General features: G+C 32.3%; 25 protein-coding genes. 14 read left to right on the forward strand and 11 right to left on the reverse strand.

All coding sequences use genetic code 11. The features are described from left to right. Positions 1-45 precede the first annotated feature (45 nt). The 6 genes from ACXAFS_RS07000 (at position 46) to ACXAFS_RS07025 (ending at position 6,059) form a co-directional block, all read left to right on the forward strand. Positions 46-1,053, forward strand: a complete 1,008-nt coding sequence (locus ACXAFS_RS07000) for a glycosyltransferase family 2 protein (RefSeq protein WP_475306091.1) — start codon at positions 46-48, stop codon at positions 1,051-1,053. 67 nt (positions 1,054-1,120) lie between these two features. Then, on the forward strand, positions 1,121-1,867 hold the full coding sequence (locus tag ACXAFS_RS07005; RefSeq protein ID WP_475306092.1) for a hypothetical protein: 747 nt from the start codon (positions 1,121-1,123) through the stop codon (positions 1,865-1,867). Positions 1,868-1,894: 27 nt separating this feature from the next. After that, a complete protein-coding gene (locus ACXAFS_RS07010; protein WP_475306093.1) occupies positions 1,895-3,820 on the forward strand; it encodes a BatA domain-containing protein in 1,926 nt (641 codons plus the stop codon). Next, positions 3,817-5,076 carry a dihydroorotase gene (locus tag ACXAFS_RS07015; protein ID WP_475306094.1) on the forward strand — a complete coding sequence of 420 codons (1,260 nt, stop codon included), beginning with the start codon at positions 3,817-3,819 and terminating at the stop codon, positions 5,074-5,076. Before ACXAFS_RS07010 ends, ACXAFS_RS07015 begins: the two co-directional genes overlap by 4 nt. A gap of 3 nt (positions 5,077-5,079) precedes the next feature. Then, entirely contained in the window at positions 5,080-5,412 is a 333-nt protein-coding gene (locus tag ACXAFS_RS07020; RefSeq protein WP_475306095.1) for a magnetosome magnetite crystal formation protein family, read from the forward strand. Positions 5,413-5,414: 2 nt separating this feature from the next. Continuing rightward, complete coding sequence (locus tag ACXAFS_RS07025; protein WP_475306096.1) at positions 5,415-6,059, forward strand: alpha/beta hydrolase; 645 nt, start codon at positions 5,415-5,417, stop codon at positions 6,057-6,059. Here the strand turns inward: ACXAFS_RS07025 and ACXAFS_RS07030 are convergent. Beyond that, positions 6,056-6,562: a hydrolase gene (locus tag ACXAFS_RS07030; RefSeq protein ID WP_475306097.1), complete on the reverse strand. Its 507-nt coding sequence runs from the start codon at positions 6,560-6,562 to the stop codon at positions 6,056-6,058. The genes ACXAFS_RS07025 and ACXAFS_RS07030 overlap by 4 nt on opposite strands. 9 nt (positions 6,563-6,571) lie before the next feature. Next, positions 6,572-7,333, reverse strand: a complete 762-nt coding sequence (locus ACXAFS_RS07035; RefSeq protein WP_475306098.1) for an MBL fold metallo-hydrolase — start codon at positions 7,331-7,333, stop codon at positions 6,572-6,574. 92 nt (positions 7,334-7,425) lie between these two features. Here ACXAFS_RS07035 and ACXAFS_RS07040 point away from each other — a divergent pair, with 92 nt between their 5' ends. Further along, the gene (locus ACXAFS_RS07040) at positions 7,426-8,877 is read left to right on the forward strand and encodes a TonB-dependent receptor (protein ID WP_475306099.1); all 1,452 of its coding nucleotides are present in this window, start codon (positions 7,426-7,428) and stop codon (positions 8,875-8,877) included. A gap of 66 nt (positions 8,878-8,943) precedes the next feature. Here ACXAFS_RS07040 and bcp read toward each other — a convergent pair whose 3' ends face one another. Both bcp and ACXAFS_RS07050 read right to left on the reverse strand, forming a co-directional pair. Next, positions 8,944-9,399 carry a thioredoxin-dependent thiol peroxidase gene (gene bcp, locus ACXAFS_RS07045; RefSeq protein ID WP_475306100.1) on the reverse strand — a complete coding sequence of 152 codons (456 nt, stop codon included), beginning with the start codon at positions 9,397-9,399 and terminating at the stop codon, positions 8,944-8,946. Between the two features lie 79 nt (positions 9,400-9,478). Further along, complete coding sequence (locus ACXAFS_RS07050; RefSeq protein ID WP_475306101.1) at positions 9,479-10,594, reverse strand: glycosyltransferase; 1,116 nt, start codon at positions 10,592-10,594, stop codon at positions 9,479-9,481. A gap of 205 nt (positions 10,595-10,799) precedes the next feature. Here ACXAFS_RS07050 and ACXAFS_RS07055 point away from each other — a divergent pair, with 205 nt between their 5' ends. Continuing rightward, complete coding sequence (locus ACXAFS_RS07055) at positions 10,800-11,456, forward strand: endonuclease III domain-containing protein (protein ID WP_475306102.1); 657 nt, start codon at positions 10,800-10,802, stop codon at positions 11,454-11,456. A gap of 48 nt (positions 11,457-11,504) precedes the next feature. Next, on the forward strand, positions 11,505-12,056 hold the full coding sequence (locus ACXAFS_RS07060; RefSeq protein WP_475306103.1) for a hypothetical protein: 552 nt from the start codon (positions 11,505-11,507) through the stop codon (positions 12,054-12,056). Between the two features lie 25 nt (positions 12,057-12,081). On the opposite strand, the gene ACXAFS_RS07065 is transcribed toward ACXAFS_RS07060, so the two are convergent. Together ACXAFS_RS07065 and ACXAFS_RS07070 are read right to left on the reverse strand one after the other, a co-directional pair. Further along, positions 12,082-12,228: a hypothetical protein gene (locus ACXAFS_RS07065; RefSeq protein ID WP_171032501.1), complete on the reverse strand. Its 147-nt coding sequence runs from the start codon at positions 12,226-12,228 to the stop codon at positions 12,082-12,084. 57 nt (positions 12,229-12,285) lie between these two features. Then, positions 12,286-12,870 carry an RNA polymerase sigma factor gene (locus tag ACXAFS_RS07070; protein WP_304140873.1) on the reverse strand — a complete coding sequence of 195 codons (585 nt, stop codon included), beginning with the start codon at positions 12,868-12,870 and terminating at the stop codon, positions 12,286-12,288. A gap of 230 nt (positions 12,871-13,100) precedes the next feature. On the opposite strand from ACXAFS_RS07070, the gene uvrA reads away from it, so the two are divergent. Continuing rightward, the gene (gene uvrA / locus ACXAFS_RS07075) at positions 13,101-15,890 is read left to right on the forward strand and encodes an excinuclease ABC subunit UvrA (protein ID WP_475306104.1); all 2,790 of its coding nucleotides are present in this window, start codon (positions 13,101-13,103) and stop codon (positions 15,888-15,890) included. A 1-nt stretch (position 15,891) separates the two neighbouring features. After that, positions 15,892-16,551: a hypothetical protein gene (locus tag ACXAFS_RS07080; RefSeq protein ID WP_475306105.1), complete on the forward strand. Its 660-nt coding sequence runs from the start codon at positions 15,892-15,894 to the stop codon at positions 16,549-16,551. Here ACXAFS_RS07080 and ACXAFS_RS07085 read toward each other — a convergent pair. Beyond that, a complete protein-coding gene (locus ACXAFS_RS07085) occupies positions 16,548-17,618 on the reverse strand; it encodes a DUF3667 domain-containing protein (RefSeq protein ID WP_475306106.1) in 1,071 nt (356 codons plus the stop codon). The two genes, ACXAFS_RS07080 and ACXAFS_RS07085, sit on opposite strands and share 4 nt — an antisense overlap. 212 nt (positions 17,619-17,830) lie before the next feature. On the opposite strand from ACXAFS_RS07085, the gene ACXAFS_RS07090 reads away from it, so the two are divergent. Together ACXAFS_RS07090 and ACXAFS_RS07095 are read left to right on the forward strand one after the other, a co-directional pair. Further along, positions 17,831-18,487, forward strand: coding sequence for a hypothetical protein (locus ACXAFS_RS07090; RefSeq protein WP_475306107.1), 657 nt, complete (start codon positions 17,831-17,833; stop codon positions 18,485-18,487). A gap of 159 nt (positions 18,488-18,646) precedes the next feature. Further along, positions 18,647-19,942, forward strand: a complete 1,296-nt coding sequence (locus tag ACXAFS_RS07095) for a hypothetical protein (RefSeq protein ID WP_475306108.1) — start codon at positions 18,647-18,649, stop codon at positions 19,940-19,942. A gap of 94 nt (positions 19,943-20,036) precedes the next feature. On the opposite strand, the gene ACXAFS_RS07100 is transcribed toward ACXAFS_RS07095, so the two are convergent. From ACXAFS_RS07100 to ACXAFS_RS07115, 4 genes are all read right to left on the reverse strand, one after another. Then, on the reverse strand, positions 20,037-21,494 hold the full coding sequence (locus ACXAFS_RS07100) for an oligosaccharide flippase family protein (protein WP_475306109.1): 1,458 nt from the start codon (positions 21,492-21,494) through the stop codon (positions 20,037-20,039). Positions 21,495-21,530: 36 nt separating this feature from the next. After that, positions 21,531-22,820, reverse strand: coding sequence for a glycosyltransferase family protein (locus ACXAFS_RS07105; protein WP_475306110.1), 1,290 nt, complete (start codon positions 22,818-22,820; stop codon positions 21,531-21,533). 12 nt (positions 22,821-22,832) lie between these two features. After that, positions 22,833-25,286, reverse strand: coding sequence for a YfhO family protein (locus ACXAFS_RS07110; protein WP_475306111.1), 2,454 nt, complete (start codon positions 25,284-25,286; stop codon positions 22,833-22,835). A gap of 75 nt (positions 25,287-25,361) precedes the next feature. Further along, positions 25,362-25,655 (reverse strand): DUF4834 family protein, encoded by a 294-nt coding sequence (locus tag ACXAFS_RS07115; RefSeq protein WP_475306112.1) that lies wholly within the window; start codon positions 25,653-25,655, stop codon positions 25,362-25,364. 104 nt (positions 25,656-25,759) lie between these two features. On the opposite strand from ACXAFS_RS07115, the gene ACXAFS_RS07120 reads away from it, so the two are divergent. Continuing rightward, positions 25,760-26,755: a transporter gene (locus tag ACXAFS_RS07120; RefSeq protein ID WP_475306113.1), complete on the forward strand. Its 996-nt coding sequence runs from the start codon at positions 25,760-25,762 to the stop codon at positions 26,753-26,755. Positions 26,756-26,761 lie beyond the last annotated feature (6 nt).

Here is a 26,761-nt window from a genome sequence, read left to right on the forward strand (position 1 = left end):
AATCTGTTACCACTTTAAATCTAAAGGTTTTGTTAAATTCGTGCCATGTCTCAGCCATTAATCAGCATTTTAATTCCTTTTAAAAACACAGAAGCCTTTATTTCTGAATGTGTTACTTCTATCATTAGCCAGACTTACACCAATTGGGAAGCTATTTTTGTGAATGATCATTCTGATGATGCATCTTACACTATTGTTGAAAAATTTTCAGAAAATGATGACCGAATTCAATTATACAATAATAAACATGAAGGTATAATTTCTGCACTCCAAACAGCCTTTAGTAACTGTAAAGGCGCTTATATCACTAGAATGGACAGCGATGATATAATGGTAGAAAACAGGCTTGAAGTAATGCTGAATAGTCTTTTAAAACACGGCAAACATCATCTTGCTGTTGGGCAAGTAAAATATTTTAGAACTGACGGCATTAGCAATGGTTATGCACGCTACGAACGTTGGCTTAATGAGCTTACCGAAAAAGGCAACAACTATTCTGAAATTTACAAAGAGTGTGTAATCCCTTCACCTTGTTGGATGCTACATTGTGACGATTTTGTAGCCTGTGAAGGCTTTGAGCCTAATCGTTATCCTGAAGATTATGATTTAACCTTTCGGTTTTACAGAGCAAAATACAAATGTATTCCTTGCGATAAAGTACTGCTCCATTGGCGCGATTACAGTACACGAACGTCCCGAACACACGAGCATTATGCTGCAAATTACTTTTTAGACATAAAGCTACATTACTTCTTAGAGCTAGATTATAAACCCGAAAAACCTTTAGTGGTTTGGGGAGCAGGAAAAAAAGGAAAAACAATAGCCAAGCTGTTAATAGAAAATGATATTTCGTTTTACTGGATTTGCAATAACAAAAAGAAAATAGGCAAAGAAATTTACGGACAAGAGTTATTAAAATACGATCACATAGAACAACTCAATCAACCTCAGAGTATTATTACCGTTGCTAATGAAGACGCACAAAAAGACATAAAACAGTATTACAAAACGTTAAAAATGCAGTCTATGACTGATTATTTCTTCTTTTGTTAAATTTCTCAAAAGCTAACTCTAGTAATAACACTTCGTTACCTATATTTGTTACTAACACATGAAGAAAATGAAACATGTTCCATTCTTAATTATGCTTTTATTTGCTTTTGCAAATAATTCTTATGGACAGAAAAGTGAATCTAACTTTACCGACGATTATATTACTTCAAATTTTGAAATTTTATATTCTGTTGATACTGAGATGGCCTATTGTATTGCGCCAATTGTTGAAGAAAGACTAGTATCAGATTTGGCTGACTCATCAAGTTTTTACAACCCTTTTAAAAAATTATCGCACTACATTTCTATTAGAACATCTTCTGATAGCTTAGTAAAAACCTACAGTTGGGATAGAATTAGTGGCGGAAGCTGGCATGATAACGCGTCTTATCTTCAATTTAAAACCAAATCTGGAAAGATAAAATATAAAAGATTAGACTCTGGTATTGAACGAGAAACCGGTGAGCCTACTGATGTTATCATCTATGATATTCACAATATTAAAATAAAAGATGAATCTTATTACTTACTACTAGGTTGGGGAACTCATGGTGGAGGACTTCATCATAGCTTAGCCAGAGTTTATAAGATTAAAGATGAAGAAGTCGTCTTATGTGATTCTTTTTTTGATGGTGAGAAATATTTACATGTTGGTGCTCCTAGAGTTGGTAAAATTGATTTACAATACAACTCTGAAACTAAAGAGCTAACACATAATCATTACGAATATGACGCATCTGTTGGTTTTTACGACCCTAAAGAGAATAAAAGAATATGGTTATTAGAAAATGATAAATTTGTTCTCCAGAAATAATTTAACTTAAAAAATTGAACACTAGGAATGCAGTTTAAACATCCCGAATTACTTTACGCACTTTTTTTACTGATAGTTCCTATACTTATTCATCTATTTCAATTACGCCGTTTTCAGAAAGTACAATTTACCAACGTAAAATTCTTAAAAGCTGTAAAACTTCAAACCCGTAAAAGTTCTCAACTAAAAAAGTGGCTGACATTACTTACCAGAATGTTATTGTTGGCTTGCGCCATTATTGCGTTTTCACAACCATTTATACCAAATACTGAAGATTTTAATGAAGCACAAGAAACCGTTGTCTATCTGGATAATTCATACAGTATGCAGGCCACAGGTAAAAACGGAAGTCTGCTAAATGAAGCCATTCAGGATATGATAAACAACTTCCCTGAAGATGAAAAAATAAGCCTGTTTACTAATACACAAACCTTTAGAAACACAAGTTTAAAGGCTTTAAAAAATGATTTAATTCAATTAGAGCACTCGCCTACGCAACTAAATTATGATGCGCTTTTTATTAAAGGAAAAGAATTGTTTTCTAAAGATAAATCGTCTTCCAAAAACCTTATTCTAATTTCAGATTTTCAGCAAAAAGACAATCCTTTTTCGGTTGAAACCGACAGTACAATTAACCTTAAGTTGGTTCAGCCAAAATCTGCATTAGTTTCTAATGTGAGTATTGACAGTGTTTATGTTGCGAATTCTAATGCTGAAACTTTAGACTTAAATGTAAAACTATCTAATCAAGGTGAAGCTATTGAGAATATAACAGTTTCCTTATTTAATGACGATGTTTTATTAGCGAAAAATGCGGTTGACATAAGTGAAAATACAGAAGCTACATTTTCGATTTCTAACAATGCCGTAATTAATGGAAAATTAGTGATTGAAGATGCAGGTTTGCAATACGATAATAGCTTTTATTTCAACATTAATGCTAAACCGAAAATTAAGGTTCTTTCAGTAAACGAAAATACCGATGATAATTTCTTAAAACGCATCTATACAGATGATGAATTTGAGTATAATTCTTTTAAAATAAACAATCTTAATTTCAATATTATTCCAGATCAAAATCTAATTGTTTTAAATGAATTAGAAAGCATATCTGACGCTCTAAGAACAGCTCTTGTGTCGTTTAAAAACGACGGAGGAAATATATTAATTATACCTTCAAGTAAATCAACCTTAAATACTTATACACATTTGTTTAAGAATTTAAACCTATCATCTTTAGGTAAAACCAATAATCAGCAAAAACGTATCATAACCATTAACTATAATCATCCGCTTTTAGCCAATGCCTTTTATTCTAAAGTTAGTAATTTTCAGTATCCAAAAGTAGAAACTTCATATAGTTTTTCTTCCAATGCAAATAGTGTTTTATCGTATGAAGACGGCAACGCTTTTTTAGTCGGAAACAATGGTGTTTATTCATTTTCGAGTGCCCTTAATGATGAGAATTCAAACTTTAAAAATTCACCTTTAATCGTTCCTGTGCTATATAATCTAGGCAAGCAAAGTTTAAAACTACCACAACTCTATTATTCTATAGGTCAACCAAACACAATTGCTATAAATGCTGTGCTTGGACAAGATGACATCTTAACCCTTGGCACAGATGAGAATACTGTAATTCCGCTACAAAAAACGTTTAGCAAAACTGTGGTATTAGAAACACAAGAGTATCCTGAAAATGCTGGTATATACGAAGTAAAAAACAAATCCGAAGTCATTCAAAACCTAAGTTTTAATTTCAACAGAGAAGAAAGTAATCTAAACTATTTAGATATTGAAAATATTACTAATACATCTGTTAACGATAGCTTAGCCACAACAATAAACGACATAAAAAGTAGCTCAACTATTAATGCACTATGGAAATGGTTTGTTATTTTTGCGCTAGTATTTTTAATAATAGAGATACTTCTACTAAAATATCTTAAATGAACGCACTCATAAAATCTGCCACCATCGTTGATTCTAAAAGTGAATTTCACAACGAAACAGTAGATATTTTAATTGAAAAAGGTCGCATTTCTAAGATTTCTAAACGCATTTCTAATCCTGATAATTACAAAGAAATTAAACTAGATAACCTCCATATTTCCCAAGGATGGTTTGACAGTAGTGTTTCTTTTGGAGAACCTGGATATGAAGAACGTGAAACTATAGAAAACGGCCTAAAAACTGCTGCTGAGTCAGGTTTTACTGCTGTGGCTCTTAATGCAAATTCAAATCCAATAATAGATAGTTTTGCTGATATTACGCTTGTTAAAGCAAAAGCCCAAAACAAAGCCACTAGCCTCTATCCTATTGGAGCTTTAACAAAAGCTAGCAATAGTACAGATTTGGCTGAGTTATTTGACATGAAAAATGCAGGAGCAGTTGCGTTTTATGATTATCAGAAACCTATTTCCAACCCAAATCTTATAAAGATTGCCTTACAATATGCAAGTAATTTTAATGGTTTAGTATTGTCTTTTCCTCAAGAATCAAAGATTTCTGGTTTAGGTGTGGTAAATGAAAATATAAACAGTACACGTTTAGGCTTAAAAGGAAATCCTGGTTTGGCAGAAGAATTGCAAGTTGCCAGAGATTTGTTCCTTTTAGAATATACAGAAGGTAAACTACATATACCAACGATATCTACGGCTAAATCTGTAGAACTCATTAGAGAAGCAAAGGCTAAGAAAATTAATGTGACTTGTAGTGTAGCGATACACAATTTAGTATTAACAGATGATAGCTTAGAAGGATTTGATACCAGATATAAGGTTCTACCTCCTCTGAGAACACAAAACGATTGCGATGCTTTAATTGAAGGACTAAAGGACGGAACGATAGACATGGTTACCACAGACCATAATCCAATTGATATTGAAGATAAAAAGGTAGAGTTTGACCACGCAAAATACGGCACTATTGGTTTAGAATCTGCATTTGGTGCTTTACAAACTGTATTTACCACAAAGAAAGTGGTTAGCTTACTAACCCAAGGGAAAGCTAGATTTGCTGTACCTGAAAGTTCAATAAACATTGGCGAAGTTGCTAACTTAAGTTTGTTTAATCCTGAAGGTAAATCCCAGTTTAGCAAAGAAAACATTACTTCAAAATCAAAGAACAGTGCATTTCTTGGCATGGAATTAAAAGGAAATGTTTACGGAGTAATTGCGAACAATAAAGTTGTCTTAAAAAAAATTTAATAGATGACAGAAAACACAATCAACGAAGGTAAAACACTAGCTTTAGTATCTTACCTTACTTTATTTGGCACTTTAATAGCCTTTTTCATGAATCAGGATAAGAAAAACACTTTCACCTCTTTTCATATAAGACAAGCATTAGGCTTAGGTTTGTTGTATATAATGATTGCTTTTGTTGTAAGCAGTTTTAACAGTATGAATATTAGTGTTGCCTTTTGGTTATTCTTTTCGGTATTGTACCTCTATGGTATCTATGGAGCTATTACAGGCAAAACCAACAAGATTCCACTACTTGGTGATTTTTTTCAAAATTTCTTTAAAAATATTGGTCAGTAATCATGACAAACCTACACTACCTAAAAAGACCGAGTTCGTTGTCTAATAATGCGCCTTTATTAATAATGTGCCATGGCTACGGTAGCGATGAAAACGATTTGTTCTCTTTTGCTCCAGAGCTACCCGAAGAACTTTTTATTATTTCTCTAAGAGCACCTTATGCTATGCAACCCTATGGAAATGCTTGGTATGCTATAAATTTTGATGCCGAAAAAGGAAAATGGAGCGATAATGTACAAGCCAGACAATCCGTTGATTTAATTGCTGATTTTATTGATTATGCTTGTAAAACTTATTCTGTTAACAAAGATAACGTAACGCTTTTAGGCTTTAGCCAAGGAACAATTTTAAGCTTATCTGTAGCGATGAATTATCCTGAAAAATTAAAAAACATCGTAGCACTTAGTGGTTATCTAAATGAAGAAATTTTACCAGAAAAGATTGACAAAGACAAAGTTTCTCACTTAAATATTTTTAGTTCTCATGGTTATGCAGATCAGGTAATACCTGTAGAATGGGCCAGAAAAACACCAGAATTTCTAAAGGCGTTAAACATAAATCATGTTTACAAAGAGTATCCAGTAGGACATGGTGTTGCACCTCAAAACTTCTACGATTTTAAAGACTGGTTAAAGCACTACCTCTAGCCTATTTTCGGATACATAAAGTATTCTACTAAAGTATACTTTAAGTCATTGTTTTCGTCTATATCGTATTTCACAAAGATTTCTCCCCAATATTCGCCATCTGTAAAGTTGGCTAAAATCCATTTGTGATTTACAATTCTTATTTTGTTGATTAACAATTTAGAACCAGTCATGGATACAAATGGCACAATAGGATGTTCTTCGCCTTCATAATCGTTCATATTGTAAAGGCCTTCTCTAATAGCATTTATCAATTCATCAGGATCATAGCCTTGAGCTATAAAGTAATCTAAAGCATTGTCATTTCTGTCAATATCAAAATAAGTAAGCTCAAAATTTTGGTCTTCTAGCTCAGTAATTGTTTTTTCTTGAGTTGCTATGGTATTTTTAAAAGTCTTTATGTCCTTTTCATATTTGTCTAAAATATTCTTAGAATTCACATATTGAAATATGAATGCTAATGCCGAAAAAATAAACAAGTACATAAAAATTCTATTCTTCATATCTATATTTTAAATGGTGATTTGTAAATTATCGTATGCTAAAAAAACGTTTTCTGGTAATCTTTGTTGTACATCATCATGAAAACCCATGTGATGACTAATATGTGTTAAATAGGCACGTTTAGGTTTTACTTTATCAATAAAATGTAATGCTTCTTCAAGATTAAAATGAGACATGTGCGGTTCTTCCCTAAGTGCATTTATTACTAATACTTCAAGATTTTTTAGTTTGTCAATTTCTTCATCAACAACCGTCTTCATATCTGTGAGATAAGCAAAATCCTTGAACCTAAAACCAAATACTTGTAATTTATAATGTAATCCATCTATTGGAGTAACCTTTAAATTACCAAGCTTAAATGGTTTATTTTTTATGGTATGCGTTGTTACACCTGGAACACCTGGATACTTTTCTTTTGATGTAAAAATATAATCAAAGCGTTTTTTAAGAGCCTTAAAAACACGCTTATGAGCATACAAATCGATATCGCCTTGTTTAAAGAAAAAAGGCCTAATGTCATCTAAACCCATAGTATGGTCAGCATGCTCGTGCGTAAAAACAATGCCATCTATTTTTGAGACATTTGCGTTAAGCATTTGTTGCCTAAAATCAGGCCCACAATCTATGACATAAACATAGTCGTCCCACTCAACTAAAACTGAAACCCTTAATCGTTTATCCTTAGGATTTTCACTTAAACATACTGGATGCGTACTACCAATAATGGGTATACCTTGCGATGTTCCTGTGCCTAAAAATGTTACTTTCAAATGCCTTTTAGTTTAAAAACAAAAATAAGGTTATTTTTTTGTTTGCAATACTAAATTAATACCTTTGCGATAACGATGTAATCCCAATAACCATGGAAGAAATAACGTATAAAGGCGACTTTGAAATAGAAAATATTCCTTCATTAAAAGACAAAGCCTTACGTATTAACCTTAATAAAGACATTTACGGTACTTTTGCCGAGATTGGCGCAGGACAAGAAACTGTACGTCAATTCTTTAGAGCTGGTGGTGCCTCTGGTACTATTGCAAAAGCCATGTCTGCCTACGATAAACACTTTAGTGATGCTATTTATGGTATCGAAGACGATAAGCGCTACGTTACTGAAGCAAGACTTCGTAAAATGCTAATTCACGAAGTTAATTTAATGGAACAGCGCATACCTAGAGACGACAATCCTAATAAGATTTTCTTCTCATATGCAAATACTGTTGCTACTATTGATTTCGCCAAGAAATATAAAGGACATGGTTGGGTTGGTATAAAATTTCAGGTAGAGCCAGAAGGCGAATACAGTGAGATTGTATTACATATTCGTTTTAAAGAAAATGATGCCAGATTACAACAAGAAACACTAGGAAAATTAGGAACTAACTTAATTTATGGTGCATTTTACAAATACAATCAACCAAGAAAGCTGCTCCGTTATTTATATGATCATTTAGATAAAGACCAATTAGAGATTGATACTATAAATTTCTCTGGTCCAGTATTTAAAGATGTAGATAACCGTTTAATGAGTTTACAGCTTGTTAAAAACGGTATGACAGATGCTGTAATGTTTGCACCAGACGGTAATAATGTTTTACCTGCTCGTGTACTTTACAAAAAAAATATTTTAGCACTTAGAGGAAGCTTTAGACCTGTAACCAAAGTAAACATGGATATGTATGAGAAATCATATGAAATGTTTATAAAAGAGAATAAGGTAGATAAAGAGAGGACTCAAGTAATTTTCGAAATTACATTATCTAACCTTAGAGCTGAAGGAGAAATAGACGAACAAGATTTTATGGATAGAGCAAGATTGCTTTGTTCATTGGGTCAAACCGTGCTAATTTCTAATTTTCAGGAGTATTATAAACTGGTTGAATACTTCTCTCAATATTCTAAGAATAGAATGGGTCTTACCATGGGAGTAAGTAATCTTGTAGATATTTTTGATGAAAAGTATTATCGTCATCTAAGTGGAGGTATCTTAGAAGCTTTTGGTAAACTTTTCTACAAAGATCTTAGAGTTTATCTCTACCCAATGCAAAATGAAGATGGTAGCATTACTACTAGTGAAAACTTAAAGGTACATCCACGTATGAAAGAGCTTTATAAGTTCTTTAAGTATAACGGTAAAGTAGTTGATATTACAGATTATGATGCTTCTAACTTGGCTGTATTTTCTAGAACTGTGCTTAAGAAGATTGCCAACGGAGATACAGATTGGGAAGAAATGTTACCAGAAGGAGTTGCTAAACTTATTAAAGAGAAAAGCTTATTTGGATGTGAGTCTGAAGAAGTAATTCATAAGTAAAATATTCATTAAATAAAAAAACGCAACCAAATTTGGTTGCGTTTTTTTATTAATGCTTCTATAATTTTACTCACTCAAAATCTGTGAAGTATGTGCTTTGGTTTTTACCTTAGTTATTACATCCTCTAGCACACCATTTTCATCAATTACAAAAGTGGTTCTATGGATACCATCATATTCTCTTCCCATAAACTTTTTTGGTCCCCAAACACCAAATGCTTCAATCACAGCTTTATCTTCATCTGCAAGTAAAGGATATTGAAAACCATACTTATTCTTAAAATTAGATTGACGTTTAGCACTATCTGCACTTACACCTAAAATCTCATACCCTTGAGTCTTAAACCTGTCATAGTTATCATTAAGATTACATGCTTCAGCAGTACAGCCTGGAGTACTTGCTTTTGGATAAAAGAATACCACTAATTTCTTTCCCTTATAATCTGATAATGAGATAGTATTTCCATCTTGATCTTTTGCCGAAAAATCTGGCGCCTTATCACCTACTTTTAAATGCGTCATAATTGCTTAAATTTCTTTTTGTAAAAATACAATGAATGACAAAGCAAGAAAAGGTAGATTTTGTTATAAATACGTTAAACTAGTCATCTGAGGTTACTTCTTCAAATAACAACTTCCATTGATTCATTATTTTATCGACCGAGTATCTCTTAATATTTTCACTGGCCATTTCACCCATTTCCTTTCGAGTATTTTCATTTTCAATTAAACTACATATTGATTCTGCTAAAAAATCGATATCTTTTGGTGGCACAAGAATGCCATCAACAGAATCTGAAATTATTTCTCTTGGACCATAATCACAATCAAAAGACACAACTGGAACACCAAATGACATTGCTTCTATAACTACTAATGGAAAAGCTTCTACCCTAGAACTACATACAAAAATTGATGACTCAAGATAGATAGGAGACATATCTCTAGTATGCTCTTTAAAATCTACATATTCAGAAATATCTAGTTTTTTGGCTAAAATTTTAAGATCAGTATCATGAGTATGCTTTCCTACCATTTTCAGTGTCCAATCAGGATGCCGCTCTACAACATTTTGCCAACTTTTCAACAGCATATCAAACCCTTTGATTGGATCATGTCTACCAACAGCTAACACAATTTTGCTATCTAAGTTCGCTCTATTTCCCTTTGCATCAATTATAATAGGATTGCTTATAATATGAATATTTTTGAGCCCTTTCCAATCTACACGATGTGCTTTGGACAGTAATACAAACTTGTCATAATGCTCTCCAGCACCAGAAAGGAATAGTTTCTTTATTTGATTTTTAACTTTTGTTTTTAGTGATTTTCTACCTGTTATTAGATTTAACTCTTTTAGATCATGTCTTTGGTAAATCATTTTATACTTCCCTTTTATAAATAATGGTAAATACAAACTGAAGATATCACTTTCGCAAACCATAACTATATCAGGACTTATAGTTTTAAGGGTTCTATTAATGGCTACTATCTTATTATAGTAGTCTTTGACTATACTTAAAGAAGATTTTAGAAAATGAAAACTGACAGCACTATCAACAGCATAAAAGCTTTTTTCCTCATTTTTATTCTGATCTAAAAGTATTAAATCAACCTTATAATAGTAATTCTTTATAAAATAATTAATCTGAAATGCAACCATCCTTTGAATACCAGATGTACCATTGATTTTATTTACGATATAGGCTAGTTTCACTTTAATTATTCAATATTCAACTAATTACAATTAAATTTTAAGATTTTGATTTTGCTATCAAAATAATAATCTAATTACTTGTTAAAGAGTGAAATATTAAGGATTAACTGGGTTATTTTATTGCAAAAAGTACTTTCTAATCTTTCGTTTTTATAAGATTTCAAAACCAATTTATTTAAATTTGTTTTTCTTAACCCAATTATGAATGACTAAACAAGAAAAGGTAGATTTTGTTGTAAAAACACTGAACAAACTTTATCCTGAAATTCCAATACCATTAGACCATAAAGATCCTTATACATTATTAATAGCTGTACTTATGTCTGCACAAAGTACAGATGTACGTGTTAATCAAATTACTCCGCTTCTATTTGAAAAAGCTGACAATCCATACGATATGGTAAAGCTTAGTGTAGAAGAAATTAGAGAGATTATAAAACCTGTTGGTTTATCTCCTATGAAAAGTAAAGGCATTTATGGTTTATCTCAAATCCTTATTGATAAACATAATGGTGAAGTCCCTAAAACCTACGAAGAACTTGAAGCTTTACCTGCAGTTGGTCATAAAACGGCTGCTGTAGTATTATCGCAAGCTTTTGGTATACCTGCGTTTCCTGTTGATACTCATATTCATAGATTAATGTATCGTTGGAATTTAACAAATGGTAAAAACGTAGTTCAAACCGAAAAAGACGCTAAACGTTTATTTCCTAAGGAATTATGGAACGACCTCCATCTTCAAATTATTTGGTATGGTAGAGAGTATTCACCTGCTCGTGGTTGGGATTTAGAAAAAGATATCATCACAAAAACTATTGGCAGAAAATCAGTTTTAGATGATTATTACAAAAAGAAAAAATAGGTGCTGGTTGGTATAATTATTGATGATTTTTCTGGAAACTATCAATCAATGAAAAGGGCATCAATAATCTTAATTTCATTACTATTATCATCATGTATACCCTATAAAATTGCGCCTAAATTTAAAAATGAAGATTACAAGGTAATAAAAGCTAAAAAGTTTAAGAAAACATTGGCCAAGGAAACCTCATTCATTTTTAAAGATCCTAAAGAGGCAAATGAATTCTATAATTATATAAACACTAAATACAGTCTTAACCATAATAACGTTGGGCTAAACTCACCTATTCAAATTAATGGCAAAACATACTTCTTTACTTATCATGAAGTTGAACGAACAGACCAAACCGCAAATATTGGCTTAGTGTTTACAGATTTAGTTTTAGATGAAAAACTAGGCGTTAAAGCTTTTGAAAATAATTATTCTAGCAGAAAAGGGCATTGGTATATAGTTATTACAGTTTATGACGAAAATTTAAAAAACTGTTTAATAGATAAGCATCCTAAAAAACAAGAAGTGCTTCAACATTTGAAAAATATGCAACAAGAGTATCTAAAAACACACAACTACGAAGAATTATTATTTACAAAAAAATCCTGATTTTTCAATCAGGATTTCTTCCAACTTAATTCTGAAGTGCTTCAAACTTCAATTTATTATAATGTATAACACTTAAAGCCTTTGAGTAATTCAAAAGGAAACTTATCGTTTCATCTTTTGGTTTTAGGTTATTATTCTTTTTTGGGGAAGCGTTAAAGTAAATGTTTGCCATATTACCAATATTAGGGTTTATATATGGCTAAAACGCAACTTAAAACACTTTATTGTATTAATTTGTTAAAATAATATTATTCTGCTCTATTACCTTACGCATATTAATAAGTGCATAACGCATTCTTCCTAATGCAGTATTGATGCTTACACCTGTACGCTCAGATATTTCTTTAAAACTCATATCTTGATACATACGCATTAAAAGTACTTGTTTTTGGTCTTCTGGTAATTCTTCAATAACTCGTCTAACATCTGACTCTACTTGGTCTTTAATCATACTTTTTTCAGCATTGAGACTAGAGTCACTTAATACCGAGAAAATACTAAACTCGCCTGCGTTGTCAAACTTAGGCATACGACTGTTTTTTCTAAAATGATCAATAACAAGGTTGTGTGCAATACGCATAACCCAAGGTAAAAATTTACCCTCTTCGTTATATTTTCCACGTTTTAAGGTTCTAATAACTTTGATAAAGGTATCCTGAAAAATATCTTCAGTAATATCTCTATCATAAACTTTTGAATAAATAAAACTGTAAATTTTCTGCTTGTGCCTTTCTATCAAAACTGATAATGCACTTTCGTCTCCTCTAATGTAGTTGCTGACCAACTCTGCGTCTTGGATAAGTTCTCTTTTCATAATATTACTCTTAGTAGCCAGAAGCTAACTTCTGTGCAAGGGGTTAAATTTGTTAAAGTAATATTATGCTATACGCAGGTGTTTTTATATGATTATGTGGTAAATATAACAACAATCATTCCGAAAAAACAAAATTTCCCGCCAAATTTTAACATTTCACCTAACAATAATGCATTTTATCAGCTTAAATAGATAACGTATCTTTGCAAAATTATATGCTCAACAATCCTATGAACACTACAGTTTTAGACGTTAACCCAAAAGAAAACATTATTATAAAAGGTGCAAAACTGCATAACCTAAAAAATATTGATGTTGTCATTCCCAGAAACAAATTGGTTGTTATTACAGGATTGTCAGGTTCTGGTAAGTCTAGTTTGGCATTTGATACCTTATACGCTGAAGGTCAACGTCGTTACGTAGAAAGTTTATCGAGTTATGCACGTCAGTTTTTGGGCAGATTAAACAAACCGAAAGTAGATTATATAAAAGGTATTGCACCAGCTATTGCCATTGAGCAAAAAGTCAACTCTACAAATCCACGTTCTACAGTTGGTACAACTACAGAAATCTACGATTATTTAAAGTTGTTATTTGCCAGAATTGGCAAAACCTACTCACCAATCTCTGGTAATGAAGTTAAGAAACATACGGTTACAGATGTTATAGAGTTTATAAAAACATTTGAAGAACGCTCTAAGTTACTTCTACTCTCTCCTATCATTTTGGAAGAAGGTAGAACTATTGAAAATAAACTTCAAACCTTATTACAGCAAGGTTATGCAAGAATAAAGTACAAAGATGATGTGCTTAGAATTGATGATGCCTTAAAACAAAGCATAACATCTGCAAAAGACCTATATCTTGTTGTAGATAGAATTGTTTACAAAGATGATGAAGATTTTCTTAACAGACTTGCAGATGCCATTGGCACAGCCTTTTTTGAAGGTGTTGGCACCTGTATTATAGAGTCATTAGAAGACAATAAGCAAACTGTTTTTAACAATAAGTTTGAATTGGATGGTATGACGTTCTTAGAACCTAATGTACATCTGTTCAGTTTTAATAATCCTTATGGAGCATGCCCAAAATGTGAAGGTTATGGTGATGTTATAGGCTTAGATGAAGATTTGGTGATACCTAACACAGCACTTTCAATTTATGAAAATGCTATTTTTCCTTGGAGAGGCGAAAGTATGAGCTGGTACAGAGATCAGTTGGTTAATAACTCGCATAAATTCGATTTTCCTATACACAAACCTTATTTTGAACTGAGTGACGAACAAAAAGATTTAATCTGGAAGGGCAACAAATACTTTGAAGGATTAGACAGCTTCTTTGCCGAGTTAGAATCAAAAGCTTATAAAATTCAAAATCGTGTAATGCTATCGCGTTACAGAGGAAAAACAAAATGTAATGTTTGTAAAGGTAAGCGCTTACGTGAAGAAGCCAACTACGTAAAGATTAACGGAGCAACCATTACGGACTTAGTAGACTTACCTCTTAATGAATTAACTGTATTTTTCAAGGATTTAAAATTAAACGAATACGAAGAAAAAATTGCCAAGCGTCTACTAACCGAAATTAACACACGTTTAGAGTTCTTAACTAACGTTGGATTAAGTTACTTAACTCTAAACCGAAGATCTAATACGTTATCTGGTGGAGAAAGCCAGCGTATTAACTTGGCAACATCTTTAGGAAGTAGCCTTGTAGGTTCTATGTATATACTCGATGAACCGAGTATTGGCTTACATCCTAAAGATACCGAACGCTTAATTAATGTCTTAAAAGCCTTGCGCGATCTTGGTAATACCGTAATTGTGGTAGAACACGATGAGGACATTATGAAAGCAGCAGACGAAATCATTGATATTGGCCCAGAAGCAGGAACCTTTGGTGGTGAAGTTGTAGCTACAGGAACGTTTAAAGATATCTTAACTTCAGACTCATTAACAGCGCAATATCTTAATGGACAATTAGAAATTAAAGTTCCTGAAAAACGCAAAACATCAAAATACCATGTAGATATTGTTGGTGCCAGAGAAAATAACTTAAAAAATATTGATGTCACTTTTCCATTAGAAATGCTTACCGTTGTTACTGGTGTTTCTGGTAGTGGAAAAAGTACGTTGGTAAAGAAAATTTTATTTCCTGCGATACAAAAGAAACTCACAGGCTTTAGTGATAAAGCTGGTCAGTTTAGTGAAATGAAAGGTAATTTCAGTAATGTAAAGCATGTTGAATTTGTTGACCAAAATCCTATTGGTCGTTCGTCGCGCTCTAATCCTGTAACTTATGTTAAAGCTTACGATGATATTAGAGCATTATATGCCTCGCAAAAGCTAAGTAAAATTAGAAACTATAAAGCCAAGCATTTTAGTTTTAATGTTGATGGTGGACGTTGTGAAACCTGTAAAGGTGAAGGAGAAGTTACTATTGAAATGCAGTTTATGGCAGATGTGCACCTTACTTGTGATACTTGTGGAGGTAAACGTTTTAAGAAAGAAGTGTTAGAAGTTCAGTTTGAAGGAAAATCAATTGATGATATTCTAAATATGACGATTGATGATGCTATTGCATTTTTTCAATCACACAACGAAACCAAAATACAAGGTAAATTACAGCCACTTCAAGATGTTGGTTTAGGTTATGTTACCTTAGGTCAGTCCTCTTCGACCCTTTCTGGTGGTGAAGCACAACGTATAAAATTAGCAACTTTTTTAGGAAAAGGTAGTAAAAGCGATAATGCATTATTCATTTTTGATGAACCCACTACAGGATTACATTTTCATGACATTCAGAAGTTACTAAAATCCTTTAGAGCTTTAATAGCAAAAGGCCACTCCATCATAGTTATTGAACACAATATAGATCTTATAAAGTGCGCTGACCATATTATAGACTTAGGACCAGAAGGCGGAAAACAAGGTGGCAAGTTGGTAGCATATGGTTCACCTGAAGAAATTGCTGCTAACAAGGCTTCTGTTACAGGAAAATACCTTGTAGAAAAACTATAACATGGAATTACCAAAAGGATTTCATAGAGAAGTTATTGAAGCCAAGGAAAATAACACTGTTGATTTTACAGAAACTTCTATAAAAAATAATGTTGAAATCACACCTCTAAAACCTGGTGGGTCTAATTTTAAAACACACGCCCTTGTTGAAAGCTCTTCTTCTCAATTAAGGTACAGACCATCGGTTGGTGGTGCGCTTTTTGGATTTTTATTTTTTGGAATTGGTTTAGGGTTTGTAATCTTTAACCTGATTTTTGAAGATGGACTTATGGATAATCCATCTTTATTTAATTTGTTTGGTCTAGCTTTTGGGTTAATATTTGCCTTTGCAGGAGGTTATATACTTTATCATTTATACAAGCCACGTGTTTTTGACAAACAATCAGGCTATTATTACAAAGGCTATAATTTTAAACCTAACGAACGAGAATTAGAACACCAGTTTAAGCTAAATACTATTATTGCTGTTCAAATTATAGGAGAAACCATTAGAGATAGTGATGGTTCTTATGGTAGTTACGAATTAAATTTAGTTTTAGAAGACAGTTCAAGACGTAATGTTGTAGACCATGGTAGTCTTAAAGCTATTATTGATGATGCACATATTGTTAGTGCATTTTTAAATGTACCAATTTGGCATGCAGAAACACCAAAATCCTAATAAAACAGAAACGATATAAACCCTAAAATCACAAAGGATAGTGGCAATACAAACAGTAAGAATAGAAAACTTACCACACCACTCTTTATAAAACTTAGGAACAAATTTTGTCTATAAAATGTAATTATAGCTATTAATAAATATAGAAAGGTAGATAGCGCAATTAACCAATCTATAACATCTGGTATTGGCCAAAATCTATTTACACCAAAAATTATAGTAAAAACAACAAAGAGAAACGAAAAGTAGTAGAAGCTAAATACCAAGTGATGCGAGTACCTTCCTCTTTTGAAGAAAAAAATCTTTAATAAAAAAGCAAAAATTGGTAATAAGAAAAACATAGCCAGAGGTATACTATCTATAAATGTTTGATAGACTTGCCCTAATCCCATGGTTTTATAAAATTTTAACCCTTGCGCATAGATCTTTTTAGTAAAATAGCCTGCATCATCAGGCATTCCCATTGCTTTATATAATTCCTTATCTGTCGCACCTTCAGCTATTAAAGAATCTATTTTTTCTTGATCAAAACTAAAAGACATTCCCATGTTCTCTTTAGGTATCTTAATGTTTGTTATTGAATCCAACTCTTTTAAATCTTCGTCATTTAATCCAATAGTTGTTCCATTATTCTTTATTGGTGCCACTAATTCTTTTATATCAATGGAATCTTGAGTTGATATACTATCTTTTGCAATCAATTTTTCAGATCTACTATCTAAAACACGCTGCATACTTTTATCAAGCTCTTCCCTGCCTTCTCTGGCGTAAAAACTAAAAACAAAAAAGAAGATTACTGCAACAAACAAATACATTTGTGCAGGATGTAAATACAACAATCGCTTTCCCTTTATGAACTCTTTAGCCAAATAACCTGGTCTAAACATTAAAGGAATAAAACTTTTTAAAAACCGAGCATCAAAAGAAAAGTAATTACTTATTGTATTATAAAACAGTACTCCAAGGGTAAGTTCGTCATTAGTTTTTTGTCCACAATGCGGACAAAACTTAAATCCCTTTTCATATTGCTGTTCACAATTTTGACAAGTATCTAGGTTGGCACTCATAATTGTTGGTTAGCTTCACTAAAAGTAATCATTTTTTATAATAACATCCTTCTATCATTTCCATTTAATTAAGAAAAATCACAATTACGCAACACCTAAAACACTGAATAACAAACTTTTGAAATCTTGGCACGTTAATTGGAATTTCTAAAGCATTAGACCTAAAATTCTAGACAAGCTAGAATTGGGTAAATCTTAAAAACCTATACATTATGAAAAGTAAATTACTTTTTATGGCAATGGTGTTAGTAGGACTAACATCTGCCACAGCAACAACAGCAGGAGATGCTGTTTTAAATGGGGAAGATTTAAAAACTAATCGTTTTGGTTTTACACAGCCAATATCGTTTGTAGAGCGAGGTGTGGAATTTTTAATCTTTCCGGATGGAAGCTTTGATTTTAATACCGAAGTGTTTACCACTAATCCTGGTAATGACGATTTCTATTACAGACGTAATAGACGTAGTACAAACCGAACCTATGGTGCCCCAAACACAAGTCAATACCATACTGGCAGAGGTGTTATAGTTAGACATGATCGATTAGGCAGAGTAAGACAAATTGGTAACGTGTTTATTAACTATGACAGACAAGGAAGAATAAAACGTGCAGGTACAGTGTATATGACTTATAGACGTGGACAACTGAAACAAGTTGGTGGACTAAGAATTCTTTACAACAGATATGGTATGGTTATCGGAACCAGAGGTTTTGTAAATCATAATAATATTGGAAACGGCATATATGAATCAGATAACCATTACCCATATAGTTATGAAGATGATTGGGACGATAATTGGAATGATAATGAATTTTACTATTACCGAAAGAATGGCAAAGTAAAAAAGCAAAAAAAGATTAAAGCATAATAAACCATTACAATTAATCTAATGGTTTCTAAACCCTGAATATTTCCCCAAATAATTCAGGGTTTTATATTTTTAATAAATATCTAATTTTCAATACATTAAGTTTTTTGGCACGCTGTTTGTTTTATAGATAACGAGTTTAATTTAAAACCCTTTATTATGAAACGGATTCTATTTTTATTTGCAAGTTTAGTGGCTTTTTCCACAGCTTCATTCGCAACCACCACAACAACATCAGAAGCAGATGCTTCAACAAATAACTATGTGAGAGGTTATGGCAATTCTTTCATATTTACAGAAGGAGGTATTGAGTTTTCTGTTTACAGAGATGGTCAGTTCGACTTTTATATTCCAAATTATGGACCAGACGTAAACGTAAATATAGATGCACCAGGTTTTACGCTTAGTTTTAATTCTGGATACGATTACAATCCTTACGTGCAGTATGATCGTTTTGGTGCCATCATTCAAATTGAAAATACACCTATCTACTATGATTTTTACGGAAGAGTAAACCAAATTGGTGACATTTTCATAACATATAATAGTTTTAACAGAATTAGTAGAATTGGTGGATTAAATGTGTACTACAGAAATAATGTATACTGGAGATACGATGGGTTTATTAACATCTATAACAGAACATATATTTACAGACCATGGCACAGGTTCTATATTATTCCGCCAGTTAACTTCTGTGTAATAAATGTAAATCCGTACAGACAGTTTTATTCACCTGTAAGACATATTTGGTACAGACCTTATAGAAACAATGTTAGATACTATAATGTTAATGCTGGTAGACGAGGAAACACTCAGGTTGTTAGACGAAACAGTAGTGACAGTTATGCGCAAACACCTAGAAACAGAAGCGAGCGTACAATACAAAGAACGGTTAGCAGAAGAAATGCTGAAATTACTAGAACTCGTACGACACGTTTAGCTGAACAAAATACAACACGTACAACTAGAAGTACTACAACACTCACTACTAGAAGCACAACATCTCGTAATTCTGAAGCTGGTACTTCACGTAGTGTTACAAGAGACAATAACACCTCTGGAACACGTTCTACAAGTCGTATATCTTCGCCAAGTACAAGAAGTAATAACGATAGTAGAAGCATTAGAACTACAAGATCTAGTACAAGAGTGTCAACACCTACAAGGTCTACACGCTCTAATAGTATCTCTAGAAGTACAAATTCTAGAAATAATGTGACCAGAAGCAATAGTTCTGTGTCTAATAAAGTGAAGAGAACAAAAAACACTTCGATATCAAAACCAAAGAGCACTAATTCTCGTACATATAGTAGAAGCAGTTCTCAAAGTAACAGACAACGAAGTACAGTTCAAAATAAAAGAAAGTCATCTTCAGTTTCGGCAAGATCTAAAACAAGTAGAAAAAGTAATCAAAGTTCTATCAGATCAAGCTCAAGACGAACTAGAGGATAAAAGATAAAACATGATTTTTTTGGTTGGTTAGTAGAAGTCCCGTATGATGTATGCCTCAGAGCACCTTACGGGATTTCTCATTTATAAAAAGTACCTAAAGCTTTAGGTACTTTTTTATTTGTATAGATATATCTTCAGATATATTTAACTTAAGTACTAATACAAAATATACTATTAATATTACAGTAGACTTCAACGTTATATTCATAATGGGATGAAACGGAAATTCCCAAAAATACATCGTTAAAGTTATGAATACGAGGAGTAAAACCATTTTTAAAGTTGAATTTGAAAACGGCTGAACATTAAGTTTTTGTTTTACAAAAACAATCTTTACGGTATTATAAACAACAATTGCCAAGAATGTCGCAAATGCTGAGCCTTCTATTCCGAAAATAGGAATAAATACAAAATTGAGAACTATAGCCAAAACCGCTAATAGAACACCAAACAACAGAACCATTTTATAATAATCGCTATTAAATAAAATAGCATTGTTATTTCCTAAACTATTGTCATATAGCTTAGCAAGGCTCACAAGGAGCACCACAAATAGTCCGCCTGTAAACTCCTCTGGAAGAATTTTATAGAGCTCGTTGATATTCAGAATAATTAAAAGAAATATAAATCCACTTACCACTAATAAACTTATAGAACTACGTTTATAAAGATTTTCAAGTGAACCCATATCTTTTTCATTCAGATACTTTGCCGTTAGAGGCATCATTATCTGGTGCATTGATCGTTGTGGTACAGCAATTACCGTCGCAATAAAGATTGCTACACTATAATAGGCCACTTCTTCAATGTTTTCTAACATTAGACCAATCATAAACTTATCTATATCTAAAATAAGCATGGCTACAGAGCCAGCTACAATCATTAAAAGTGAATACTTTATGATTGAAGAAATGTCTTTAATTTTTTGAAACTTTAGCTCTGGAAATCGTACAGTATAAGCATACAATTTCATAATCATCATACGCAAAACATAAACAATCACTAAAGCTAATATGAATTGATCTGCTGTTAACCATTCTAGATATACCGAAATAAGTAATATCATTATTGCTACACGATGAAAAATTTCTTTCATCACATTACCAAAAACAGTTTTTAGCTGCACTTTAGACCATGCGAAGAATATCTCGAAATAAGCCATGGCTACAGCCAATATGAAAATGTGCCATAGGTAATTGCCTGCTATATTATTTTCTCTTGAAAGTAGACTTGAAAGACTTTCATAAGACAGCCAACCAATAATTATAGCTGGAATTATAAAGACAAAAGGCAAGAACAACATCAGCGTTAAAAAGCTGTTTAAGCTATTTTTTGTTTTGAAAGTAGAATAGTATTTAATGATGGCATTGTGTACACCAAAAGCCATAAAAGGCATCATAATATTGGCTGCAGATAGTAAAAATGCAACCAAACCATAATACTCATCGGTTAAAAAATTAGTGTAAAGGAAAAGTGTATTTATGGCACCAATACCAAAACCTATGTAAGTACTAATAGTATTTTTAAATGATTGATTTAATACGATTCCCATTACCGCAAAATACAACTTAAGATATTAACTTGAAGATTACATCGCTTTTATAATAGCACTCAAACGTTCTGTTAGGGCTTTTCTACTGTATGGCTGAAGACCAATAGCATTTACATTGAGGCTATTTTTTTGATAGGCTTCAAAATACGTTACTATTTGAGATTTTAATTTTTCTTTCTGATTATAATTAAAATATACTCCAGTATTAGTTTTAGTTATAATCTGTTGCACATCAGAGTCGTCTGGACCAATGGCTAGTATTGGTGTTTCAGAAATTAAATATTCAAATAATTTACCAGGAATAATAGCTTTAGTGTCTTCTGAATCTATTTCTATTAATAATAATAAACGAGATGCCATCTGGTACTTTATAGCTTCATCATGACTAACATAACCTACAACATTCGTGTGATTTTTAAGTCCTGAATTGTGAATAGACTCTAATACATCATCACTTACAACACCAATAAGGTTTAATTGAAATGCTTTTGAAAATGCTTCATTTTCAGAGATTAATTCTGATAAAACCTCCCACAAAATTTTTGGATTTCTATCCGATAACAAGGATCCAATATGAGACAAGGTGAATTTTACGTCCTTTTCTTCTACTCTAACGGAATGAGTATCGTAACCATTAGTTATAACTGAAATAGGTTTGTTGGTTTTTGTTTCAAACTCGATTTTAGTATGGTTGCTGGTAACAACAATTTCATCAGCAGAATTTAAAACTTCTGTTTCTAATTCGACATGTTTTTGATGCGATGATTTTGAAAGTTTCAATGCTTTGTGATAACCAATCGTCGTCCATGGATCTCTAAAATCTGCTATCCATTTAATATTCAAACTTTGCTTTAGTTTTAAACCTATAACATGCAAACTGTGAGGCGGTCCAGTACTCACTACTGTTTCAATATGGTTTTCTTTAATATAATTTGAAAGAAACGCAACTGAAGGTTGAATCCAATTTTTACGCGCATCTGGAATAAAGAAATTACCACGCACATACAGCATCATTTTTTCTACAAAAGATTGCTTTTTAGCCTTTGGTATAACACCAGAACTAATTTTTTTAGAGCTCTTTTTAGATAAAAAACTTGCCATTTGGTAAGGCTCTTTAATAGGCTGTTTAATAATTGTAACGTCCTCTGGAATTTCATCTGACAGACTTTCATCAATTATGGGATAATTAGGATTTTCCGGACAATATACAATTGGTTCTATATCAAATTCAGGTAAATACTTTACAAACTTTAACCATCGCTGGACACCTGGTCCACCTGCTGGTGGCCAATAGTAAGCAATTATGAGTACTTTTTTAGAATTCATAATTTAGAAGAGCTACACAACTTCTTTTTCTTTCTTAAACTGAAGAAATACACCTAACAACAATAAAACACCAAAAATAGCAGAACTTGCTAATGCAATTTTACTTCCAGTTTCTACGACCTGTGGCTCAAACTTAAACTCAATAGTGTGCTTACCTGCCGGAATTTCCATACCTCTTAAAACATAGTTAACTCTAATGTGTGGTTTTAATTCACCATCGACATAGGCATTCCATCCATCTTTGTAATAGATTTCAGAGAAAACTGCAAAACCGTCGTTGCTATTATTAGATTCGTATTTAAGGTAATTAGGCTTATGTTCTTTTAAATTTATTGAAGCTGTTGAATCTACTTTAAAAATTGAACTTTCAGGATAACTACTATAATCAGACATTGTTGCAACTGCCTTTTGTTTAGTATCTAATGTACCCAAAGCTTTTATTTCGTCATTGGCACTTGGTAATTCTTCTAACTCACGAACAAACCATGCGTTTCCATTGGCATTTGTGTATTGCTTGGAAGCAACTATCGCTCCATTTTTATTCTGCTCAATAATATACTTGGTATTTAGCATTTCCAAAACGCTTAAGCTTACCCTATTGTTTTCAAAATCTAAATAAAAATCACATAATTCTTGATATCTACCAATTTTTGCAGCGTGGTAACCAAATAAAGAATTATGAAAATATGAAGCTCGTGCTGGATACTTACTTGACAAATCTAATACTCTGAAATGACCTTTATCCTTTAAAATTGCTTTATCAGCAGCATTTGGCTGGTAAGGTCTATCTACTTTTAGTGCCGAAACAAAATTATCGTTGTTAACATAGTTTCTATTAAATGACACCAAGTCAAAAAGAATTAAAACAGCAAAAGCCACAACCACAAGACTTTCTGACAGCTTCTTTTTTAGGAATAAATAAATAGTACCTGCTGATAGCAGTACTAATATTAATGACCTTATAGTGTCTGTTGTAAATAAAGATTTTCTATCATCAATAACTGCATCTATAAAAGATTGACCATAAGCCTTTATATAGTCATCATCATGCAAACCTTTAAAATCAAAAAACAAATTTTTGAATAACAAAAAGATTAGTGCTAAACCAGCTGTAATTATTGTAGCATATTTAAGAGCTTTGAGCTTTTCTTCATCTTTAAGAAAATCATTAAAAAGTCTTACCAAAGCAAAAATTCCGAGTACAGGCACGCATAATTCCAACAACACCTGAATTGATGTTACAGCTCTAAATTTGTCATAAAGAGGAACATAATCAATGAAGAAATTTGTAATAAAACTAAAGGGTTCTGTTTTTCCGTAGGATAATAATAAAGAAAAGATTGTACCAATAACTAACCACCACTTTAAACGTCCTTTAACCAAAAATAACCCAAGGACAAATAAAAATATAATAACCGCACCAACATAAGCAGGAGCCTCTACTATAGGTTGTTCTCCCCAATACATTGGTGCACTTTTGGAAGCGTTTAAAGCGTCTATTGGAGAAACACCTATGTCAACATAAGCCTTGTAAGTTTCTGAGTCTTTACCTACATCCTCGTAATTACCACCACCCATAAATCGCGGAATAAACAGATTAAAAGTTTCTGCCAAACCGTAACTATATTGTGTAATATAATCTTTATCTAAACCAGAAGTAGCTTCTTTTGGTGAACCGTCAGGATTTATGGTGAGTTCACTTTTACCTCGTGTGCTTTCCTTGGCATATTCTTGCGTTGCCATTAAGTTAGTTGCATTAAGCCCAACAGCTAACAGGGCAGCAATTGTCAATAATCCAACCGATTTAAAATAATGAGGCAAAACTTTCTTTTTGTAAGCATCTATTAAATAAACTATACCCAATATTATCACTAAGAACAATAAATAGTAGGTCATCTGAAAGTGATTGGCAACAATCTCTAAACCTAAAGCAACTACAGTGAGTAAAAACCCCAGAATATATCTTTTTCTAAAAGTGAGAATAATTCCTGCTAAAACCATTGGCATATATGCAATTGCATGCGCCTTGGCATTATGCCCTACACCTAAAATTATAATGAGATAGGTTGAAAAACCAAAAGCTAAAGCACCAAGCGCTGAAAGCTTAAAATCAACCTTTAGGGATAAAAGTAGAATATAAAATCCAATAAAATAGAGAAACAGATAATCTGCTGGTCTTGGTAAAAATCGTAATGTTAAATCTAGTTTTTTGATGTAATTGTGCGGATACTTAGCTCCCAGTTGATAGGTTGGCATACCACCAAATGCACTGTTAGTCCAATACGTTTCTTCACCAGTAGATTGCGCAAAATCTTTTTGTTGTTGCGCCATACCAATGTAGTGCATTATATCACTTTGAAATATTTTTTTGCCTTGTAAAACCGGACTAAAATAAGCTAATGATAATATTACAAACCCTAAAAGAACAAGGATATGTGGTAAAATTCGTTTGAATGAAAATGACATGAAAAAGTATCTAAATAATTCAGATTGAAAAGTACTTAAAATTTAATGACAATCTCAAATTTGAGACCATTAAAATCAATCTATTTCTTCGTAATCAATATACTCACCTACTTCGTCATTAGAAGATTTCTGGCGTTCAGGCATCTTGTCTATAACTGTTTCACCTTCTCTACGTTTTTGTTCATTACGTTGCTGTGACTGATTTTGAAATCCTCCAAATTGTTGTCCAAAACGTTGTTCAGCTTTTTTAGCAACGTATTTCATAAGAAAAGGTGCAAAAAGTCTTGCTAAAATCTTCAGCCCATACCAAACTAAAAGAATAATTAATATTGTTCTCAATAATCCCATAAGAGATGCTTCGTGTACCATAAAGAAAAGTAATGTCCAAAAATACAATTATACTTCCTTATATTCCGTTATAATTCCTTAAAAAAACTATAAAATCTATATATTTGAACCTAAACCAAGAAACTATGAGAGTTCTCAAATCCTTTTTTATTCTGCTTACAGCACTAACCTACAATATTGCAAATGCTCAATATACAGAAGTTATTAACTCTAACCGTCCTGGTGTTTCAGAAAGTGCATTTTCAGTAGGTACTAATGTTGTACAAGCCGAAATAGGAGCATTTACTGTAAAAGAAGAGCATACACCTTTACAATATGAAGTATCTGGCTTTGGAATAGACTTTTCAATTAGATATGGTCTATTATTTGAGCAGCTCGAAATTTCTTTAGATGGTGTTTATCAAAACGATACTTTTACGAACAATAGTGCTTCTGTATCTTTTGAAGACAAACGTGCTAATTTTAGAAACTTAACCTTAGGTGCAAAATATTTAGTTTACGATCCGTATAAAAATGCTGAAGAAGCTAAGCCTAACCTATATAGTTATCATGCGAATAGAAAATTTCAGTGGAAATCCTTGATACCAGCTGTTTCTGTTTATGTTGGTGCAAATTTTGACACTAAAAACAATCCTTTTGTACCCTATACTCCCTTCAGCAATTCTGGTGATGAAAGCAGTATTAGTCCAAAAGTTATGATTGCAACCCAAAACAACTTTAATGGTGGATGGGTGTTTGTTATGAACTTAATAAAAGATAGAATTGGTTCTGATTTTTCTGATTTTCAATACATTTTCACACTCACGCATTCGTTCACACCGCAATGGGTTGTATTTGGTGAAGCACAAGGTATAAGCAGTGATTTTTATGCTGATAATATTTTTAGAGTTGGTGGTGCTTATTTATGGGACAAGAATTTTCAACTAGATGCCAATATCGCTTTTAATACCAAAGACACTCCTTCAGTTTTCAATATTGCATTTGGGGCTTCTTACCGATTAGATTTTCATCAAGACAAGGAAATTGACAATGGTAATGGTAACACAGGTAATTTTAAGAAAAAACGAAAAAAGAAAAAGAAGAAGAAAAAAGAAGATGATTTTGACTCTGATGGCTTATAAATTTCT

It is taken from the genome of Winogradskyella sp. ABM4_392, from assembly GCF_056160445.1.

Bases quoted from the DNA above. Each gene is read 5' to 3' on its own strand.
- ACXAFS_RS07000 (WP_475306091.1), top strand. From the start codon at position 46: ATGTCTCAGCCATTAATCAGCATTTTAATTCCTTTTAAAAACACAGAA.
- ACXAFS_RS07005 (WP_475306092.1), top strand. From the start codon at position 1,121: ATGAAACATGTTCCATTCTTAATTATGCTTTTATTTGCTTTTGCAAAT.
- ACXAFS_RS07010 (WP_475306093.1), top strand. From the start codon at position 1,895: ATGCAGTTTAAACATCCCGAATTACTTTACGCACTTTTTTTACTGATA.
- ACXAFS_RS07015 (WP_475306094.1), top strand. From the start codon at position 3,817: ATGAACGCACTCATAAAATCTGCCACCATCGTTGATTCTAAAAGTGAA.
- ACXAFS_RS07020 (WP_475306095.1), top strand. From the start codon at position 5,080: ATGACAGAAAACACAATCAACGAAGGTAAAACACTAGCTTTAGTATCT.
- ACXAFS_RS07025 (WP_475306096.1), top strand. From the start codon at position 5,415: ATGACAAACCTACACTACCTAAAAAGACCGAGTTCGTTGTCTAATAAT.
- ACXAFS_RS07030 (WP_475306097.1), bottom strand. From the start codon at position 6,562: ATGAAGAATAGAATTTTTATGTACTTGTTTATTTTTTCGGCATTAGCA.
- ACXAFS_RS07040 (WP_475306099.1), top strand. From the start codon at position 7,426: ATGGAAGAAATAACGTATAAAGGCGACTTTGAAATAGAAAATATTCCT.
- bcp (WP_475306100.1), bottom strand. From the start codon at position 9,399: ATGACGCATTTAAAAGTAGGTGATAAGGCGCCAGATTTTTCGGCAAAA.
- ACXAFS_RS07055 (WP_475306102.1), top strand. From the start codon at position 10,800: ATGACTAAACAAGAAAAGGTAGATTTTGTTGTAAAAACACTGAACAAA.
- ACXAFS_RS07060 (WP_475306103.1), top strand. From the start codon at position 11,505: ATGAAAAGGGCATCAATAATCTTAATTTCATTACTATTATCATCATGT.
- ACXAFS_RS07065 (WP_171032501.1), bottom strand. From the start codon at position 12,228: ATGGCAAACATTTACTTTAACGCTTCCCCAAAAAAGAATAATAACCTA.
- ACXAFS_RS07070 (WP_304140873.1), bottom strand. From the start codon at position 12,870: ATGAAAAGAGAACTTATCCAAGACGCAGAGTTGGTCAGCAACTACATT.
- uvrA (WP_475306104.1), top strand. From the start codon at position 13,101: ATGAACACTACAGTTTTAGACGTTAACCCAAAAGAAAACATTATTATA.
- ACXAFS_RS07080 (WP_475306105.1), top strand. From the start codon at position 15,892: ATGGAATTACCAAAAGGATTTCATAGAGAAGTTATTGAAGCCAAGGAA.
- ACXAFS_RS07085 (WP_475306106.1), bottom strand. From the start codon at position 17,618: ATGAGTGCCAACCTAGATACTTGTCAAAATTGTGAACAGCAATATGAA.
- ACXAFS_RS07090 (WP_475306107.1), top strand. From the start codon at position 17,831: ATGAAAAGTAAATTACTTTTTATGGCAATGGTGTTAGTAGGACTAACA.
- ACXAFS_RS07095 (WP_475306108.1), top strand. From the start codon at position 18,647: ATGAAACGGATTCTATTTTTATTTGCAAGTTTAGTGGCTTTTTCCACA.
- ACXAFS_RS07100 (WP_475306109.1), bottom strand. From the start codon at position 21,494: ATGGGAATCGTATTAAATCAATCATTTAAAAATACTATTAGTACTTAC.
- ACXAFS_RS07105 (WP_475306110.1), bottom strand. From the start codon at position 22,820: ATGAATTCTAAAAAAGTACTCATAATTGCTTACTATTGGCCACCAGCA.
- ACXAFS_RS07110 (WP_475306111.1), bottom strand. From the start codon at position 25,286: ATGTCATTTTCATTCAAACGAATTTTACCACATATCCTTGTTCTTTTA.
- ACXAFS_RS07115 (WP_475306112.1), bottom strand. From the start codon at position 25,655: ATGGTACACGAAGCATCTCTTATGGGATTATTGAGAACAATATTAATT.
- ACXAFS_RS07120 (WP_475306113.1), top strand. From the start codon at position 25,760: ATGAGAGTTCTCAAATCCTTTTTTATTCTGCTTACAGCACTAACCTAC.